Origin of the sequence: Marinobacter sp. (genome assembly GCF_040882185.1) — a bacterium.
GTDB lineage: Bacteria > Pseudomonadota > Gammaproteobacteria > Pseudomonadales > Oleiphilaceae > Marinobacter.
In genome coordinates, this window is the sequence record NZ_JBBEBW010000021.1 from 1 (window position 1) to 17,625 (window position 17,625).

The window sequence follows — 17,625 nt, forward strand, 5'->3', positions numbered from 1 at the left end:
GATGGCGCCGACTGACCTATTTCCTCTTTGGGCCGGGGCGGCTCTTCGGCTACACGGCTGGCCATGAATCGACTATGGGAATACAATCCCAAGTATGAATGAGTCTGATACCAAACCTCTCCATCGCGCTCTGGCGCGGATACTGCGACCCCTTGCGCGGCTCTTGCTGCGTAACGGGGTGTCGTTTGGGGAATTTTCAGAACTGGTAAAGCAAGCGTATGTGGAAGCTGCTTTTGAAGATTTCCGTGACAGCCGCCGCAAGCCTACCGATTCCAGGGCCGCCGTATTGACGGGGCTGACCCGAAAGGAAATCAAGCGGCTGCGGGAATTGACCCGAAACGAGTCGGTTCAGAGAGTATCCCGTCTTCACATTAACCGAGCATCCCGTGTTGTTTCCGGTTGGGTCCGGGACAAACACTTTCAGGACGCTGAGGGAGAGCCTGCCATGCTGGGTTTTGATGGCCCTAACAGCTTCTCGGAGCTCGTCAAACGCTACAGCGGCGACATGACGCCCAGGGCCGTTCTGGATGAACTGGTTCGCGTAGGGGTTGTTGAGCATACCGATAAGCTCATTTTGCGAAAGAAAGCGTATATCCCCACAGGTGATGATCAGGAAACGCTGCACATATTCGGGGAAGACGTGGGTGATCTGATTTCGACTGTTGATCACAATCTGACCACGACTCAGCCCGTCCGCCCCCCGATGTATCAGCGCACCCTGACCTACGACAACATTCCACCGGAAATTATCTACAAATGGCGGGCCCACGCTGCACAGAAATCCCAGGAACTTCTGGAGACCCTGGACCGGTGGCTGGCGCCCTATGATCGGGATATATCTCAACGCATTCCTGGAAATATCGCGTCTCCAGTTGATAACGGTTCGGTGCGCACCGGCGTCAGCGTATTCTATTTCGAAGATCCGATACAGACAGACCGGGATGGGGAGAACGAATCATGACTGTGATGTTTCGTTGCTATCGCTTTCAGGGCTGGGAGACGACTGAACTGGTTGAGCTGCTGTTGTCCCCGTACGCCAGGGAAGTTCTCAGTTGTTGGTTAACGGACCTCCAATTTCTGGATGAGAACCTTGAACCGGCGTTGCTGCCTTTTACAGACGAAGCTGGCGGGGGTTTGCTGAACCTGGTAGAGCGAGTCGTCAATGGGCACTCCTCAGCCCGGATTCTCGAAGAGCTGCTGGATTCCGGTCTGGTCGAGCAGGCCGCAGTCGGCATATTCCTGTTGAGACGGGCAGCCTATGTGCCAAGCCCCTCGGAACAGCCAGAAGAAATACCCCGAGAAGATATCCCTCATCAGCGAGGCAATACCGGTAACCGCGCGGGTTACCGGACCCGGCATACTGACCGCGAATTCTGTACTAGTTCGGAGCGATCATGAATGAAGACAACATGGTTACGCCGGAGGTCTTAAGGTTCCCGCGTAGGCCGGTTTTTCAAAGAGGAAGGGACGGGCATAGTAGCTCCTGTTAGTATGGGCGCCGGAACTTTTCCGGAGCGCCGGAATCTCAGCGTGTTCTGATAGTCGCCTCTTAAGTAATGAATCAAAAGGAGTACCTATGGGTGAAGCAAAACGTCGTAAAGAGACCGGCACCCCGGCCCCGAAAACCAAAGTTGAAAAGAAAAAACCGCTGTGGGTCAGCGCTGGCATATCAGTATTTGCAATAATCCTGGTGATTGTCTTTTTTGCCACCCGGCCACCGTCACAGGACTCGGATTCTTTGCCGAAGGCCAGCGAAAACGCCGGTGAGTTTCCAGCCCAGCTGGATCAGTACGGTGTATCCATTGGGGAAGACGACGCCCCCGTGGTGGTGCGTGAATTCGCAGATTACCAGTGCCCCGCCTGCGCCCGGTTTTCCAGCGCGAGCCAGAGGTTGAAAGAAGAATTTGTCGAATCCGGTGACGTGCGCTTTGTCTACTACGACCTGCCATTGCGTCAGCATGAGAACGCGGTACCTGCCGCGTTGGCCGCCCGTTGTGCTGGTGATCAAAATGCTTACTGGCCCATGCACGATAAGCTGTTTGGCTCCCAGTCCGACTGGAGTGCTACCGATTCTGCGGTGGATGTGTTTACCCGCTACGCGGAGGATCTCGGTCTGGAGGCGCGTCGTTTTAAAAGTTGTATGACATCTGAACTTCATCTTGAAGCGGTTAATCGTAGCCGTGAAGTGGCGACCCAGCTACAGGTGACGAGCACGCCCACTGTTATGGTGGATAATATCCGCCTGACCCGGCCAGGCTGGGGGCAGCTTTCTGCCGTAGTTAAGCGCGAATTGGCCAGCGCTGGTCAATAGTTGCAGTATCCCTTACACGAACAGCCGGTAAAACCCGTATAATCGCTCACATCGTGGCCGTTCCCGATTGCCGGGGCGGCTAGTACGCATCTTCCAGGGTTTTATCATGTCTTTTGCCGCGCTCCAGTTATCCGAACCTTTGCTTCAGGCCATTGAGGAACGCGGATACAAACAACCTTCGCCCATTCAGGCGCAGGCAATCCCGGGTATTCTCCAGGGCCGCGACATGCTGGCGGCCGCCCAGACTGGCACCGGCAAAACCGCAGGTTTCACCTTACCGTTGTTGCATCGGCTTGAGCATGGTGAAGCGGTCCGCAGCAATTCTGTAAGAGCGTTGATTCTTACACCCACCCGTGAACTTGCAGCTCAGGTCGGCAGTAGCGTTGCCTTGTATGGTCGTTACATGAAACTGACCGCAGACGTGGTTTATGGCGGGGTACGGATTAACCCGCAGATGATGAAGCTGCGCAAAGGTGTGGACATCCTCGTGGCCACACCGGGTCGCTTATTGGATCTTCACCGCCAGAACGCGGTTCGCTTTGATCAGCTCGAAGTGCTGATTCTGGATGAGGCGGACCGGATGCTGGATCTAGGTTTTATCACCGATATCCGCAAAATCCTCGATCTGCTGCCAGCCAAGCGACAGAACCTGCTGTTTTCAGCCACCCTGTCTGACGATATCCGCACCCTGGCCCGCGGGTTTATGGAACACCCGCTGGAAGTGGACGTCAGCCCGAAAGAATTGGCCGCTGTGACGGTCCAGCATAACCTGCATCCGGTCGACAAGAAGCGCAAGGGTGAGCTCTTGAGCCATCTCATTCGTTCCCGTGGCTGGTTTCAGGCACTGGTGTTTGTAAAAACCAAAAAAGGTGCCGACAAACTGGTAAAAGAGCTTTATGCCGATGGCATTTCCTGCACCGCGATCCATGGCGACCGCTCCCAGGCGATGCGCAATAAAGCGCTGGAAGATTTCAAATCCGGCAAGATTGGCATCCTGGTGGCCACCGATGTGGCGGCCCGGGGCCTGGATATCGAGAGTCTGCCATTGGTGGTTAATATGGACCTGCCAAAGGTGGCGGAAGATTACATCCACCGAATTGGCCGTACCGGTCGTGCTGGTAGCAAAGGCCGGGCCGTCTCTCTGGTGAGCCACGACGAAGTGGTTGAGTTGCGCGGTATCGAACGGCTACTGAAGAAGAAGATAGTCCGGGATTTCATTAATGGTTTCGAACCTGAGCACAATGTGCCAGTGTCCCCAGAGCCCACAGCGAAACTTAAAAAGACCACCAAGCCTAAAAAGCCCAAGCGGCCAAAGCTGTCACCGGGTAAACTGAGGGCCAAAAAGACAGCTGCCGGAAAGGCTTCTGGAAAGACGGGCAAAGGCGGTGCGTCCAGTGCCAAAAAAGGCGGAGAGGGCGGAAAGAGCAAACCCAACGCCAAACCGCCGGGCCGTCGACCTCCAAATCCCGGCAAGCGCCCCGCGCGCACAGACACCACGAAACCCGAATAATGAACACCGGAGCTACTATGATTGAGGTTGGGCGCTATGCTCGTTTGAAGGTCTTGCGCATCGAGGATATCGGTGCCCGGCTGGACGCTGGTTCAACCGGCGAGCTGCTGTTGCCAACGAGGTATGTCCCCGCTGAGTGCAAGCCTGGGGACAAGCTGATGGTGTTCGTGTCTCTGGACTCCGAAGACCGCCCGATTGCCACCATGGAAAAACCCAAAGCCCAGGTCAATGAATGTGCGTGGCTGAAAGTGGTGTCGGTTTCCGAGGTCGGGGCGTTCCTTGACTGGGGGCTGTCAAAAGACCTGTTCGTGCCGTTTTCGGAGCAGGGTGTCAAGATGCAGGAAGGTCGCTCTTATCTGGTATACATCTACGAGGACAATACCGGACGCCTGGCCGCAACCACCAAACTCAACCGTTTTATCAAGGACAAGGCCGAAGGCCTGGCCGACAACGAAGAAGTCAGCCTGATTATTGGCGACACCACAGACCTTGGTGTCAAAGCCGTGATTAATCACCAATTCTGGGGCCTGCTTTACCATGACCAACTTTTCAAACCGGTCCGTAAAGGTCAGTCCCACGCTGGCTATGTCCGACGTATCCGGCAGGATGGTAAGGTTGAACTAAGCCTGTACCAACCGGGTTATGGCAAAGTCAGTGAATTCGCCGAATCGATCATTGATTCGCTCAAGGCCAGCAATGGCTTTCTTCCGCTCAATGATAAAAGCGCTCCGGAAGCGATCTATTCAACGTTCAATGTCAGCAAGGGTGTGTTCAAACAAGCCATTGGGGCTCTGTATAAGAAGCACCTGATCCTGATCGAGAAAGACGGCATTCGCTTGATTGAATAAACACATCATGCTCCGGATTTACGGTCCGGACCGCAGGAGAAAACCATGAACGACGTAGTTGTCTGCGCGCTCTACAAGTTCGCAGTCCTGAACGATTTTGAGTCCCTTCGCCATCCCCTGTTGGATTTGATGCAGCAGCACGATGTGTGCGGCACTCTGCTGCTGGCTCCTGAAGGCATCAACGGCACGATCGCTGGCAGCCGCCTGGGGGTTGATAGTCTCAAGCAATGGCTGGCCAGTGATACTCGCTTTGACGGCATCGACTATAAGGAATCGCTGGTTGATATTCAGCCGTTCAAGCGCACCAAGGTTAAGCTCAAGAAAGAAATTGTCACCATGGGCGTTGACGGTATCGACCCGCGGCGTATCGTTGGTACCTATGTCCAGCCCAAAGACTGGAATACGCTGATTTCCGACCCGGAGGTACTGGTGATCGACACCCGTAACCAGTATGAGGTCGAAATTGGCAGTTTCCGAAATGCTGTTAATCCTGCCACTGATACCTTCCGCGAGTTCCCCCAATACGTGAAGGAGCATCTCGACCCGGCCCGGCATAAGAAAGTGGCGATGTTCTGTACCGGTGGTATCCGCTGCGAGAAATCCACTGCGTATCTGAAGGAACAGGGTTTTGACGAGGTCTATCATCTCCATGGCGGAATTCTGAAATATCTGGAAGAAGTGCCCCAGGACCAGAGCCTGTGGCAGGGTGACTGTTTTGTATTTGATGACCGCGTAACGGTGAATCATAACCTGGAGCGGGGCGACTTCGACCAGTGCCACGCCTGCCGCCGCCCGATTACCGAAGCCGACAAGCAGCGACCGGAGTACGAGCAGGGTGTCAGTTGCCACCAGTGTGCCCACAGTTTGTCAGCCGGGCAGAAGTCGCGGTTTGCAGAGCGGGAGCGGCAGATGCGTCTGGCGCGGGAGCGTGGTGAGGTTCATGTGGGCGGAGAAGCCGCAAAGGTTATTGCTGCCAAAAAAGCCGAAAAGCAGGCCCAACGCGCGCTCCAGGCTCGCAAAAGCCTGGCGGGGGAGCGCCACTGAAGAGACGGTTGGCATCTGAGGACATTGGTTAAACGTAATGACCATGATACAAATGCCTGATGTATCATGATGTTATGTTTAACAGTCCTGAAAGGAGATGTCATGCAGTTATCAAAAGTGGCGGCCTGTCTGCTCGCCGTTGGGTCCTCGGTTGCCTTTGCGCAGTCCGGCGACCGTGACTGGGAAGGCGAAGCAGAGCTTGGCGTTCTGGTCACTTCCGGCAACACCGAGGAAACCAATATTAACGGCCGTCTCGGGCTGGCCCATGAAGTGGTGCGGTGGCGGAATCTGCTCGAGCTGCGCACCCTTTATTCCAAAGCTGATGAAGAGACCACGGCGGAACGTTACGCCGCTTCCGCTGAAACCAATCTGAAGTTCAACGCACGCCAGTATTTATTTTTGCGGGGTGCTTACGATGATCAACGTTTTTCCGGCTACGATTTCCAGTCTTCGGTCACGACCGGTTACGGTAACCGGGTATGGGAGCGGGGAGAACGCTCGTTTCTGGATCTCTCGGTCGGTGGCGGTTATCGGTTTAACAAACTGAAGGAACCGAATGACGACGGCTCCAGAGATGAAGAAGAGGCGATTGCCCGGCTGGCGGGCCAATTTGATTACGGTATTTCCGAGAACTCGTTGTTTAGACAGAAACTCAGTACCGAAATAGGTCTGGACGAGAACAATGTCATTACCCTGTCTGAAACCTCGTTGCAGGCTACCGTGGTGGATAACCTGTCAATGAAAGTGGCCTTCAGAGTCAAGAACGTGTCTGACGCACCTCCGGGTAACGAGGACACTGACACTGAAACCTCACTTGCTCTGCTATACGGGTTTTAATCCGTTGCCAGCGGTTCAGATTTGCTACCGCTGGCAGGACCCTGCCGTTTAACCTTGGCAGCGAGAATTGTGCCGTAAATGACTTTGACATCCTGAGCAAATTGTTCGATGGAATAATCCTTTGCAAATGCCAGGGCGTTGTCAGACAGGGTCTTGCGCAGGTCATCGTCTTCCAGCAGGCTGGCGATACGATCCCGCCACTGGTCACGGTTCTCGGGCGTCTTGTAGCCGTTGAATCCGTGCCGGACCACATCATCAATACCGCTCGACCGCACCGCCACCACCGGCAGACCGGCGGCCATCGCTTCGAGAATGACCATTCCCTGGGTTTCCGATTTTGAGGCGAAAAGGAAAAGATCCCCAAGTTGATAGTAGGTTGCCATATCATCGGGCGGGACTGCCCCGACCAGCGTAATGACATCCTGAAGATTCAGGTTTTCAACCCGCTTCTGCAGGCGATCCCGCTGGTGGCCATCGCCGATCATCAGGAACCGGAAAGGCTTCTGGGTCCTGGTTTTCAGGCTGGCAATGGCATCGAACATGAAGTCGATGTTCTTCTCGTTGGAGAGCCGCGAGACGCTGATAAAAATACGCTCATCACCAAGCCCGAGCTGAGATCGTAAGGCGTTCACCTGTTCGTCAGTCACGCTCTGAAAACGCTCGTACTCAATACCTGTAGGTTGCACGTAGGTCGGTGATTTCACCCCGATCATGCGCAGGTACTCTTCGGTGGAGTAGGTAGGCACTATGACCGCGTCGCATTTGTTGGCGAAGCGTTTGATCAGCGCATGTGATATCAGGTTGCGGAACAGCGTGCCAGGCAATGGCACGAAATGGGCGTAATGCTCAAGCCGCGTGTGGTAGGTGTAAATAGCGGGAATACGAAGCCTGCGGGCCACAAATAGCCCCAAGGAGCCTAGCCAGAACGGATGATGGAGGTGAATGATATCCGGCTTGAACGCTTTCACACGCTTTCGAATTCTGCCGAGGAAAATATTGGCTAACCGGAATTCCCGCTTCTCACCCATTGCCAGAAGTGAGGGTACCCGTAACACATGGTCTTCTTTTTCCGGCTGGTCTTTATAGCGGGGCGCGACCACTAATGTGGGGTTGCCGGAAGTTTGGAGGCCTCGGCGCAGGCGTGCAATGGATATCGGGACGCCGCCGATAAACGGCAGATAGTTGTTGGTAAACATGGCGACCCGTAGCGGCTTGTCGAGCCAGGGCGTAGGATCAAGATCATAATCCGGGTAATAGTCCTTACCGACAAACACGATGGCATACAGTTTGATGGCGATGAGCGTCAGCGCACTGATGATCAATATGAAATTGACATAGCCCACATAGAACAACGAATAAACGAAGAACCACAGGCTTTCCAAATGCTTGAACACTGGCTGCTGGCTGATTTCCAGCGGCACAAGCTCGGTGGCGACCGAGTCGGCATTCACCGAGACCTTCACAAAGTGATGAAAGCTCACGTCATTGTTAAGCATCAGGCCGCCTGCGCCGCCTGAAATAATGAACTCGGTACCGTAGTGTTGCTGGCTGTCGTATTGCGAAATATTGGCAGAGAACACCGCATCAATATTGTATTCGCGAATGATGGCAATGAGTTCGTCCCGGAATTCGTTCGGATGAAGGTAGTCCTCATCCTCATCGAACAGCACATCCTCTCCGCTGCGCATCAGCGGGTGGCCGACAAACAGAAAGGTGTGGTCCGTACTGTTCTGGCTGAGGATGTCCCGCAACCAGCGCGTCTGCCATCGCCACGGGGTTTTTCCGGTACTGTCCAGGAAGATAAATCGGCTGTTGCCCGCCCGGACGTTGAAAAAATGAGGGCCGAAATGCTCGTAGAACCGAAAGCTGCCGAAACTCTCGTATTCATGCTGCCCGAACGTCAGCAGGTAGGGCATGTTCAGATAGCTGAGGGTGCCCTGGGCCGCGCGGTACTTGTCTTCACTACCGCTGCTGACGGCGTTACCAGCAGACACGACGAAATCTACCCCCGCGTTGTTGATCATCGGGATGATCTTGCGCTCGAAGATGCCAACAGAGTTGTTGATATTGCCTACCACGGCAAAACTGAAGGTATCCCGCTCCGCCAGCAGGTTATGGATACGCTCGACCTGTTCGGTATGAATGGCTTTGAAGCTGGGTTCAAAAAAGTTCAGGTAGGCCTTATAGCCGATCAGTAACGTCACAATCAGCACGTTCAGGTAAAACACCGCTTTCAGGGGCTGGCGCCTGATCATTGAGAATCCTTCCTGCGACGGGCAAGCTCTCGCTGAAATATGATCAGCCCGGCAATCATGCCCAGATAAATAGTCAGCAGACGCCAGGTGATGATCACCAGTATCAGATGGTTTGCGGATAGTATGTCACGGAAGAAGCTCCCGAAAACCCCTTCGGAAATACCGGAGGCGCCAGGAGTTGGGGAGAAGTACATGATGAAGGTCGTTACAACCAGCAAGCCGGTGCTTGTCACGTAGTTGACATCGTAATCCAGACTCGCAATCAGCAAGGCAGGGAAACTGAACAGGCTGAGCAGGAACACCGCCGTAAAGACGACGGACAGGCACACGCTTAGTCGCGGGCCATGCAGGTATTCACTGAAACTGTAGGAGAACCTCAACATTTCACGCCGGGCCTTGTATTGCCAACGTAAGTGTCTCTTTGCACTCAGCAGGTGAAAGCGGCGCAACAGATGTAAGAGCTTCGACAGCGGCCCGATCAGCCAGCGGGTTCGGAACAGCACTACCGCAAAAAAGCCCAGGTAGAGCAGGATAAAGGCCGCGAGGGCCACGCTCACATCTTTTAGAATGGGCTGGTTCTCAAGGGCATTCAGGGTCAGCAGAAACACTGGCGTCAGTGAAAAAATAAAAAAAATCGCCAGGACGGTTCGAATGGTCGTGGCAGCGGTCGCCCGTCCAATGGGGATACCATAGCGTTGCAGATACCAGACCTGCGCCACACCACCACCAGTAGCCATCGGCGTCACGTTGGAGATGAACAGGTTAATGAAAACCAGGCGAAACAGGGCCCGGAATGATAGGTTGTGACCCAGCGCCTTGAGCGTGTAGTGCAGTCGCAGTCCATCAGCCACAAAATACACCGTCAGTAACCCTAGCAAAGCCGCCACAGTACCCGGTTGGAGTAGCCGGAAATCAAAGGAAAAGCTCTTACCTGCAAACTGGCTGTAAACTGTGTACAAGCCTGCCGCTGTCAGCCCCAGAAACAATAGGCTGAACAGTGTCAGTCTACGCCAGGCTGTGCGTGGCGGCTCATCGGTTTGAATATGATCTGTCATGGCGAGCTCGTCGTGATGAGAGCCCGCAGTTTACTGCGTCAGGGAGGGGGGGTGTCCAGTGAACAGCGCGTCAGACAAGCTGTTGCAGACGACGGTTTCAACCAATTCAATGGCCGTAAACTATCATTGAGGTGCTTCCTTGGTCAGTGCCGTATCGTCGTATGAGGCGATAATACTGGCCAGCTCGCCGTTTTCTTTCATTTCCGCCAGTTCTCGATTAAACAGCGCAACGAAATGGGACCAGCGCGGGGCGAGCATCAGCCGGTAGGGCGATTCATTCAAAATCATCGCTTCAACCTGGAATTCATCCTCCCAGCCATGCTTTCGCATGATCCAGAGTCCGCTACGATCATTGGTCAGCAGTCCATCAAAGCGCTTTGCGCCCGCAAGCCTGCGAAACATGCTGACTTCATCGTGGAGCTCGAGCCTGACGGTCTGGCCGGACTCAAACAGGTGCTCCAGCATAGGGTAGCTATAACCGAGGTGGGTAATGAGGGTTTTGCCAGCGAGATCTTCTAGAGTTTCCAGATGCAGGGGATGATCCTTGCGGGTGAACACGACGTCCCGGGCTACGGTGACAGGATCTGTAAACAGGAAACGATGAGATTCCCTGGTCCATTCAATTGCGCGCATCGTGACGTCCACGCGGCCCTCAAGCATGAAGTCGTCAACGCGGTTGGTAGGGACCTCAGTCGCAACCACCGAGTAATCATATTCTCGCGCTATGCGGGACAGAACATCCCAGAAAATACCTCTGACTGAACCGTCTTCCTGCTTGATGGTGTACGGGGGGATACTACCCATACCGATGTTGAAGATCAGCTCATGGGCGGAGTGTTGAGTAGCAAACGTATGGGGAGCGACGCTAAGCGAAAATAAGACTCCAAGTACAAATCCGTTCAGCGGTGCCATTGAGCCTCATGTTGTTAAAATAACGTGTGTTTTAAAGTATAGCGTCTCCAGGGAAAAAGTCCGCAAACTACTGTAAAACCCGCCAGCAACAGACTTACGGCGATCTGCAAACGAGACCCCTTGAAATCAGCCCCAAACACAAGCATGTATAGGGTCGACCATTCATCCTGTTAGCGGAGTGCAAACATGCATCGCCATTTTGAACAGGCCCCCGGCCTATACGATGAAAACGTTCCCGAAACCGACGGTTATGTCTTCAACCAGACCATGCTGAGGATCAAGGATCCGGAACGAAGCCTCGACTTTTACACTCGTATTATGGGCATGCGACTGGTCCGCAAGCTCGATTTCCCGGAAATGAAGTTCACGCTCTACTTCCTTGCCTATCTTGATGACCGGCAAGCCACCACCGTACCCGCTGACGATGCTCACAGAACCACCTTCATATTTGGCCGTGAGGCCATGCTGGAGTTAACCCACAACTGGGGCACCGAAACTGACCAGAAATTCGAATACCACAATGGCAATGACGAACCTCAGGGGTTTGGACACATTGGTATCGCAGTGCCGGATGTGTACAACGCAGCCGACCGGTTTGAAAAACTCGGAGTGGAGTTCGTGAAGCGTCCGGACGATGGCAAAATGAAAGGTCTCGCATTCATCAAGGACCCTGATGGCTACTGGATTGAGATATTACAGCCGAATATGCTCGAGAAGTTGCGCAAGGACGATTAACCCGACGGAAACCGCTTGGAAGCAACCTGTTATCAAGCTGCCGGAGCGTCTTCACTCCCCTTGATCTCAGGCTTGCGGGCGGCGCCGGAGCGGGAGGCTACCACAACTGCAATGGTGAGGATAACTGCCCCAAGCACACCTATGGCGCCCAGGTTTTCCCCCAGAATCATCCAGGCCAGCGCCGCCACGAACAGTGGTTCCAGCGTCACGATGATGCTGGAGGTAGTGGCCGGTGTATTCTTCATGCCCGCAAAAAAGCACAAATACCCCAGACACGTCGGAACCAGGCCGATATACACCACCAGCAACCAGTCAACGGTGTCTAAACTCTGTAGCTGAGCCAGGCCGCCGGACAACGCTACGATGGGCAGTAAGGCTAGTGCCCCGGTAAAAAAGCAGACAAACGCAGTGGCGAATACCGGTGCGCCGCTGGCGGCGTGTCGGCTGGTCAGCGTGAAGCCTGCATAAACAAAGGCCGCCGCCAATGCCATGGCGATACCTGCAATTCGGATGTTCCCGGTAGTGTTCATATCGCCAACCACCAGTAACGCTGTGCCACCAATAGCTGCAATCAAAGCGATGAGGGTGGTCAGGCCGGGTTTTTCTCCCAGAATCGGCGCCGCCAGAATCGCAACGATGACCGGTGACAGACACAGGGCGATCAGCGTCGCGATGCCAGCGCCGGTTAGATCCACCGCCACCAGATAGGTGCCTTGATATGCTGCCTGGAAGACCCCGAGCGCCGCCAGTGCCAGCAGTATTCTGGGGGTGATGCGGGCACGCTGGCTGGTATCCGTGTGGCGTCGCTCCCATAGCATCAGTACAAAAAAACAGGGAAAGGCAATACTGAGCCGCACTAGGCCAAGGGTCAGCGGTTCCAGTTCACTGCCGGTAAACAGGAATTTCGCAGCAATCCCGGTCGTCGCCCACAAGGCAGCCGCCAAGGCTATCAGCAGGGCGCCCTTGATAACGCTGATCTGGGCGGGGGTTCTATGGGCTGACTTCACTCCGCCCCAATCACTATAACGATCAACTCCTTCGGTCCGTGAACGCCGTAGGCGAGGGTTTGTTCGATGTCGGCGGTTTTTGAGGGACCGGATATTAGCAGGGCGTTGGTGGGCATGCCGGAAGCCCACCGTTGCAGGGCGATGGCTTCGTGGAAGGTGGCGAAGATCTGGTCTGCTTCCAGAACGGCAATGTGTATCGGCGGCACCAGGCTCATGAGGCGCGGCTCGTCTGCGTTGGGCCAGAGAATCAGCGAGCCGGTTTCGGCAATGGCGCCTCGGGTTGAGGTAATCGCAGCATCGACGTCGTTGAACAACGCGGGCTGCCATTGTTCGATTGGAGCGTCGTAACTCAGTAGTTCCGGCAAGTCAGGCCGGTCGGCCTCCCGGATAGTCTGGCCGATAGTGTGCTTTACGGGCACCAGCAAATTCCGGGCGGATCGTGCTTGCAGGATGTCAGCCAGCGTATCGAGCCAATCATCTTCGTTCGCGCGGTGCACCTCGCCATGGACAGACTCAATCATCCGCTGGAACCGGTCCAGCTTTTCTGCCGCTGACCATTCGCGATCGGCGATTACGCTGAAGTCTGTTGCCGGTACCGCAATTTCATTGCCATGGCGGTTCCGCAGACGCTGTAATATCTGTTCCCGCGCGCTCATGACAGGTTCTCCCGCTGGGGTGCGTTACGACGCTGGGGCGACTGAGGGGACGGTTTTTCTGAAGACGTCCGCCGTTCCATCATCTGGTGCAGTGTTGTTGGCGCCAGCTTTGGCGCCGACCGGTACTGTGTCCAGCCTCCCAGGGTTTTGGGCAGAAGATTGCGGAAGCGGGCTGATATCGAGGTGCCCAATCGGTATAGCCAGGGCTGACTGTGCATCCAGCGCCATCCCAGCCAGGCCGTGGCTTCCAGGCGCCGACGCTTGATGCCATGCCCGCGTACATCGCTGGCTCTTTCGGAATCACCATCTACCGATTCTCTGCGCAGACGTACCAGCAAGTCCGGTATTGGAATTTTGACCGGGCAGACCTCACCGCAAGCGCCGCATAATGATGAGGCTGTCGGCATATGTTGTGTTGCTTCAAGCCCTAGCATATGGGGCATGAGGATAGAGCCGATGGGGCCGGGGTAGGTCGTGCCATAAACATGGCCGCCCACCCGGGTATACACCGGGCAATGGTTCATACACGCGCCGCAGCGGATGCAGCGCAGGGTATCCAGCAGTTCATCGTCCTGGTAAATCGTGGAGCGACCGTTATCCACCAATACCAGATGAACCTCTTCCGGGCCATCCAGTTCATGGGGCTGGCGCGGGCGGGATATCATATTGAAGTAGGTAGTGATGTGCTGGCCGGTGGCAGAGCGAGTCAGCAAGGCCAGCAGGCCGGTTACATCTTCCATGGTCCCAACCACTTTTTCGATGCCCGTCACGGCTATGTGACAAGGGGGCACGGTCGTGGTCATGCGGCCATTACCTTCGTTTTCCACCAGGCACAGGGTGCCGGTTTCAGCGACCGCGAAATTGACGCCGGAAACCCCCACATCGGCATTCATGAATTTTTCACGCAATTGCTGGCGGGCGCTGGCGGTCAGGTAGTTCACATCGTGGGAGCGGTTGGTGCCGGTTTTCTCGTGCAACAACTCGGAGATTTCCTCAGTGTTCTTATGGATCGCAGGCATGATGATGTGCGACGGCGTTTCCTCGGCCAATTGCACAATATATTCACCCAGGTCCGATTCCAGCGCTTCAATGCCCTGTTCCTCAAGGTAATGGTTGAGCTCCATTTCCTCGGAGACCATGGATTTGCCCTTGATGACCGTTTTGGCATTCCGGGCGACACAGATATTGCGGATGATGCGGCAGGCCTCGTCGCCGTCGTTGGCCCAATGCACCCGAACACCATTATCGGTCAGTTTCTTTTCCAGCTGTTCCAGAAGGTCCGGCAGATTGGCGAGTGCCCGTTGGCGAATGTTGGCGCCAAGCTCCCGTAGAGTTTCCAGTTCCCAGCCTTCAAATGCGGAGCGGCGCTTGCTCATCAAGCCGTCCATGGCGTTGCGGAAATTACTCCGGATTTGCGGGTTCGCAAGCGCTACTTTGGCCCGGGGATGGAACTGCTGTACGACCGCATCGTGATCTGTGTGTGCATGTGAAATCGGCTGGTTCATGAGTGTGAATCTCCCTCAACCGGGTCCATGGGCGAGCCTGAGACGCGCTGCCACAGAAAACTCAGTATGTGCTGGCCGCTGAGCGGGCGGGCAGATTTCTCCGCGCAGCCAGCAATATTCATCAGGCAACCGCAATCGGTGGTGACAAATTCCGGTGCTCCGGCCTCGACCAGGCTGGCAACTTTATCGGTAACCATCGCGCCTGAAATTTCCGGATGCCGAACCGCAAACGTGCCACCAAACCCGCAGCATTCCTCGGCCCGCACCTGCTCAACCAGCGTCACATTGGCAAGTTGCCCGAGTAGCTTCGGCCCGACTTCAGCAACGCCCATCTCGCGCCGGGCAGAACAGGACGTATGCATTGCCACGGTAGTGGGTTGCCCGAGGTCCTGCAGCTTGATGTGGCAAACATTGAGCAGGAAATCCGTCAATTCCCAAACCCGGCTGGCAACCGCGTTGGCTTTCTCCGCCTGGGGTAAACCCTTGAACAGGTCCGGGTAATGCTTGCGCATCATGCCGCCACAGGAGCCGGACGGCACCACAATGGGCCAATCATCCGGGAACAGGTCAAGCTGTGCAGCCGCCACAGAGCGGGCTTCATCGTGATAACCGGAGGTGTAGGCAGGCTGGCCGCAACAGGTCTGATCCCGAGGGAAAATAACCTCGATACCTTCGCGCTCAAGCAATTGGATGCCCGCCATACCTGCTTCAGGGTAAAACAGATCAATCAGGCAGGTGCCGTAGAAATACACCTTCTGTGGCTTGGAGGGGTACAGTTTAATGGCGTCAGTCATTGTTATTGTCATTCTCCCGAGCAGGTAGGGGGGCGTGCATGATTCGTGTGAATCAATCGCCTTCTTATCCTCTTACGATAGGCAGCACAGCTTGGCCTGTCTAGGCGACTTTCGATGCAAAAGCTTTGGAGGGGAAAATTCTGGTGAGCGCGGAAGGGAGTAAGTCAGAAGCCTCGCAGGCGAGGCCCTGGAAATCCGCGTGCTTGATGCGGAGGTTATTTAACCGTCAGTCGCTCGGCATTTGTTTCAAGTGTCTTTGCTCCAATGCCTTTGACATTGCCCAAATCACTGACAGTAGCGAACGGGCCATTCTGTTCGCGGTAGGAAATAATCGCTTCGGCTTTGGCTTCTCCGATGCCGTTCAGGTTCGCCAAGGTAGCCACATCGGCTTCGTTGATGTTGATAGCCTCGCCAGGGTTGGCAGAGGCAAAACCGGTGGCGAGTGAGAACAGCAATACAAGTGTGGCAAGAAAAGATGTGCGGGCCATAAAGGGCTCCTTGTTTCGGGTTTTGGTTTTAAAAGCCGAAAACAGACTCGGGAGATGCGGATTCACAAAGCTGAACTCAAAAGAAAGAAAGCAATGGGCGCAAAGAGAAAGGAATAAACGAAGGATCGATCAGAGGGAGTCACGGAGAGGTGCACAGTCCCTGTGTACCCTATCCGTGGCCAAATACTGCCTGATCCGTCAGGCCTCAACCGTCCCTGTTTATCGAGTCATCCGTGAAATTCTTCCGTGTTTGCATCCTGCATGCCTGAATTCCTTTCAAGCGGCGCGTCCCTGCAACCCCGCAATCCTTGCGAGTACTGCCTCCGTGCTGAAAACAAGTCTACGCGGTTGCCGGGGGGAGAAAACAAGCCTTTGTTAGTACCGCGTGTGCGAGATAGATTACACGGGTGTAGTCCTGCAAGAAGTCTCGTCAGATTCAACCACCCACCGGGTGATAGTCGTTCTGAGCCTGATTAAGATATTTCAACAGATCATCCGCAGGCCATGGCTGACGGAGCCCCTGTTCGTGCTGATGGATGAGGTTCGCAAGCGCCTGATTGATCGGCGCGCGCAGGTTAAGGCGCTCTGCCAGGCGAACGACCTCGCCGTTGATCCAGTCGACTTCCGTTGGCCGTCCGGCTTCCAGATCTTCCCACATGGATGAGCGGGCAATCGGGTCAATGGTCAACATCTTTTTAGCGAACCGTGAGAAAAACCAGTCCGGCGATTTCATCAGGTAGGGAATGGCAGGCGTCGGGATCGCTGTCAGTTTGATGGTTGGAATGCCAGCCATCTCCATCAATGTCAGGGTCTCCTGCTGGGCCAGCGCCAGGCAACGGCGGTAATCCCGCTGGGACAACTCCTCCAGTAAGGGCATACCCGACAGAGCATTAATGGGATTATTCAGATTCAGCAACAACTTGGACCACATCACCGACGGCATATCATCCCGTTCTTCCAGCGGCAGGCCTGCGCGCTGGAACCAGTACAGGAATGGCTCAAGGGCCGGGTGACTGGTCGCCATCAGATGGCCTTCAGTACCGTGATGAAAATGCCCGTGGGCTTTTTGCAGCACGTTAAACGGAATCATGCCAGCCAACACCACGCATTCCGGCAAGGTTGCCTGCAATCGCTCAGCATTGTTAATGCCATTCTGCAGGCTGATCACCGGGGTGCCGGGTTTTAGGAACTCTGCCAGTTGGAGGCCAGCCGCTTCGGTACCGCCGGATTTGGTGGTAACAATCACTAGGTCTGCATCTTTGGCATCGGCAGGATCAGTAGAGTAGGTGCCGGGTTCCAGCGTGGTCTGAAACTCGAAGCCCTTATAATCGGTGATCGTCAACGGGTGTTTTTCAAGAAGTTGCTGCAGGCGGGGACGTCCGATCATCTTTACGTCTGCCCCGGCAGATAGCAGTCGGCCGCCAACGTAACAGCCAACACTGCCAGCGCCGAAAATTACAATACGGCTTGAATCTGTCATAGGCGGGCCTTTTGATTTTCTGAATTTGGCCTCCCAAATGGTTTGGGAAGCTGCTCGCTTGTATTAACTATACAGCATCTTTCGCGATGTGGGTTTCTCCCCGGAACGCAATGCAAAACCCAGACGAGCAGGTTTTGGTGGGCTGCGGGAGGGAGAGGCATCTTCCCGGACACGCCGCGCGAGTACGT

The 17,625-nt window shown here is 55.0% G+C and carries 17 protein-coding genes; 8 read left to right on the forward strand and 9 right to left on the reverse strand.

Going from position 1 to position 17,625, the window contains the following annotated elements:
* Nucleotides 1-94: 94 nt before the first annotated feature.
* The 7 genes from WEB64_RS12480 (at nucleotide 95) to WEB64_RS12510 (ending at nucleotide 6,550) form a co-directional block, all read left to right on the forward strand.
* The gene (locus WEB64_RS12480) at nucleotides 95-961 is read left to right on the forward strand and encodes a DUF6502 family protein (RefSeq protein WP_368060784.1); all 867 of its coding nucleotides are present in this window, start codon (nucleotides 95-97) and stop codon (nucleotides 959-961) included.
* Complete coding sequence (locus WEB64_RS12485; protein WP_368060785.1) at nucleotides 958-1,398, forward strand: hypothetical protein; 441 nt, start codon at nucleotides 958-960, stop codon at nucleotides 1,396-1,398. Before WEB64_RS12480 ends, WEB64_RS12485 begins: the two co-directional genes overlap by 4 nt.
* Nucleotides 1,399-1,576: 178 nt before the next feature.
* Complete coding sequence (locus WEB64_RS12490; RefSeq protein ID WP_368060786.1) at nucleotides 1,577-2,311, forward strand: DsbA family protein; 735 nt, start codon at nucleotides 1,577-1,579, stop codon at nucleotides 2,309-2,311.
* 106 nt (nucleotides 2,312-2,417) lie between these two features.
* Nucleotides 2,418-3,821 (forward strand): DEAD/DEAH box helicase, encoded by a 1,404-nt coding sequence (locus tag WEB64_RS12495; protein WP_368060787.1) that lies wholly within the window; start codon nucleotides 2,418-2,420, stop codon nucleotides 3,819-3,821.
* Nucleotides 3,822-3,838: 17 nt separating this feature from the next.
* Nucleotides 3,839-4,669, forward strand: a complete 831-nt coding sequence (locus WEB64_RS12500) for a S1 RNA-binding domain-containing protein (RefSeq protein ID WP_368060788.1) — start codon at nucleotides 3,839-3,841, stop codon at nucleotides 4,667-4,669.
* A 45-nt stretch (nucleotides 4,670-4,714) separates the two neighbouring features.
* The gene (locus tag WEB64_RS12505) at nucleotides 4,715-5,713 is read left to right on the forward strand and encodes a rhodanese-related sulfurtransferase (RefSeq protein WP_368060789.1); all 999 of its coding nucleotides are present in this window, start codon (nucleotides 4,715-4,717) and stop codon (nucleotides 5,711-5,713) included.
* Between the two features lie 102 nt (nucleotides 5,714-5,815).
* Complete coding sequence (locus WEB64_RS12510) at nucleotides 5,816-6,550, forward strand: YdiY family protein (protein WP_368060790.1); 735 nt, start codon at nucleotides 5,816-5,818, stop codon at nucleotides 6,548-6,550.
* Here WEB64_RS12510 and WEB64_RS12515 read toward each other — a convergent pair.
* The 3 genes from WEB64_RS12515 to WEB64_RS12525 all read right to left on the reverse strand — a co-directional run bounded on the left by WEB64_RS12515 (nucleotide 6,547) and on the right by WEB64_RS12525 (nucleotide 10,772).
* A complete protein-coding gene (locus tag WEB64_RS12515) occupies nucleotides 6,547-8,805 on the reverse strand; it encodes a glycosyltransferase (protein WP_368060791.1) in 2,259 nt (752 codons plus the stop codon). The genes WEB64_RS12510 and WEB64_RS12515 overlap by 4 nt on opposite strands.
* A complete protein-coding gene (locus WEB64_RS12520) occupies nucleotides 8,802-9,860 on the reverse strand; it encodes a YbhN family protein (RefSeq protein ID WP_368060792.1) in 1,059 nt (352 codons plus the stop codon). Before WEB64_RS12520 ends, WEB64_RS12515 begins: the two co-directional genes overlap by 4 nt.
* 123 nt (nucleotides 9,861-9,983) lie before the next feature.
* Nucleotides 9,984-10,772, reverse strand: a complete 789-nt coding sequence (locus WEB64_RS12525; RefSeq protein ID WP_368060793.1) for a substrate-binding periplasmic protein — start codon at nucleotides 10,770-10,772, stop codon at nucleotides 9,984-9,986.
* 186 nt (nucleotides 10,773-10,958) lie between these two features.
* Here WEB64_RS12525 and gloA point away from each other — a divergent pair, with 186 nt between their 5' ends.
* Nucleotides 10,959-11,507 (forward strand): lactoylglutathione lyase, encoded by a 549-nt coding sequence (gene gloA / locus WEB64_RS12530; RefSeq protein WP_368060794.1) that lies wholly within the window; start codon nucleotides 10,959-10,961, stop codon nucleotides 11,505-11,507.
* A gap of 32 nt (nucleotides 11,508-11,539) precedes the next feature.
* Here gloA and WEB64_RS12535 read toward each other — a convergent pair whose 3' ends face one another.
* The 6 genes from WEB64_RS12535 to WEB64_RS12560 form a co-directional block, all read right to left on the reverse strand.
* On the reverse strand, nucleotides 11,540-12,514 hold the full coding sequence (locus tag WEB64_RS12535; RefSeq protein WP_368060795.1) for a DMT family transporter: 975 nt from the start codon (nucleotides 12,512-12,514) through the stop codon (nucleotides 11,540-11,542).
* A complete protein-coding gene (locus tag WEB64_RS12540) occupies nucleotides 12,511-13,170 on the reverse strand; it encodes a lactate utilization protein C (RefSeq protein WP_368060796.1) in 660 nt (219 codons plus the stop codon). Before WEB64_RS12540 ends, WEB64_RS12535 begins: the two co-directional genes overlap by 4 nt.
* A complete protein-coding gene (locus WEB64_RS12545) occupies nucleotides 13,167-14,675 on the reverse strand; it encodes a LutB/LldF family L-lactate oxidation iron-sulfur protein (RefSeq protein ID WP_368060797.1) in 1,509 nt (502 codons plus the stop codon). The genes WEB64_RS12540 and WEB64_RS12545 overlap by 4 nt, the downstream gene beginning before the upstream one ends.
* Nucleotides 14,672-15,469 (reverse strand): (Fe-S)-binding protein, encoded by a 798-nt coding sequence (locus tag WEB64_RS12550; RefSeq protein ID WP_368060798.1) that lies wholly within the window; start codon nucleotides 15,467-15,469, stop codon nucleotides 14,672-14,674. Before WEB64_RS12550 ends, WEB64_RS12545 begins: the two co-directional genes overlap by 4 nt.
* Nucleotides 15,470-15,684: 215 nt before the next feature.
* Complete coding sequence (locus tag WEB64_RS12555; protein ID WP_368060799.1) at nucleotides 15,685-15,957, reverse strand: ComEA family DNA-binding protein; 273 nt, start codon at nucleotides 15,955-15,957, stop codon at nucleotides 15,685-15,687.
* A 436-nt stretch (nucleotides 15,958-16,393) separates the two neighbouring features.
* Complete coding sequence (locus WEB64_RS12560) at nucleotides 16,394-17,437, reverse strand: 2-dehydropantoate 2-reductase (RefSeq protein WP_368060800.1); 1,044 nt, start codon at nucleotides 17,435-17,437, stop codon at nucleotides 16,394-16,396.
* Between the last annotated feature and the right edge of the window lie 188 nt (nucleotides 17,438-17,625).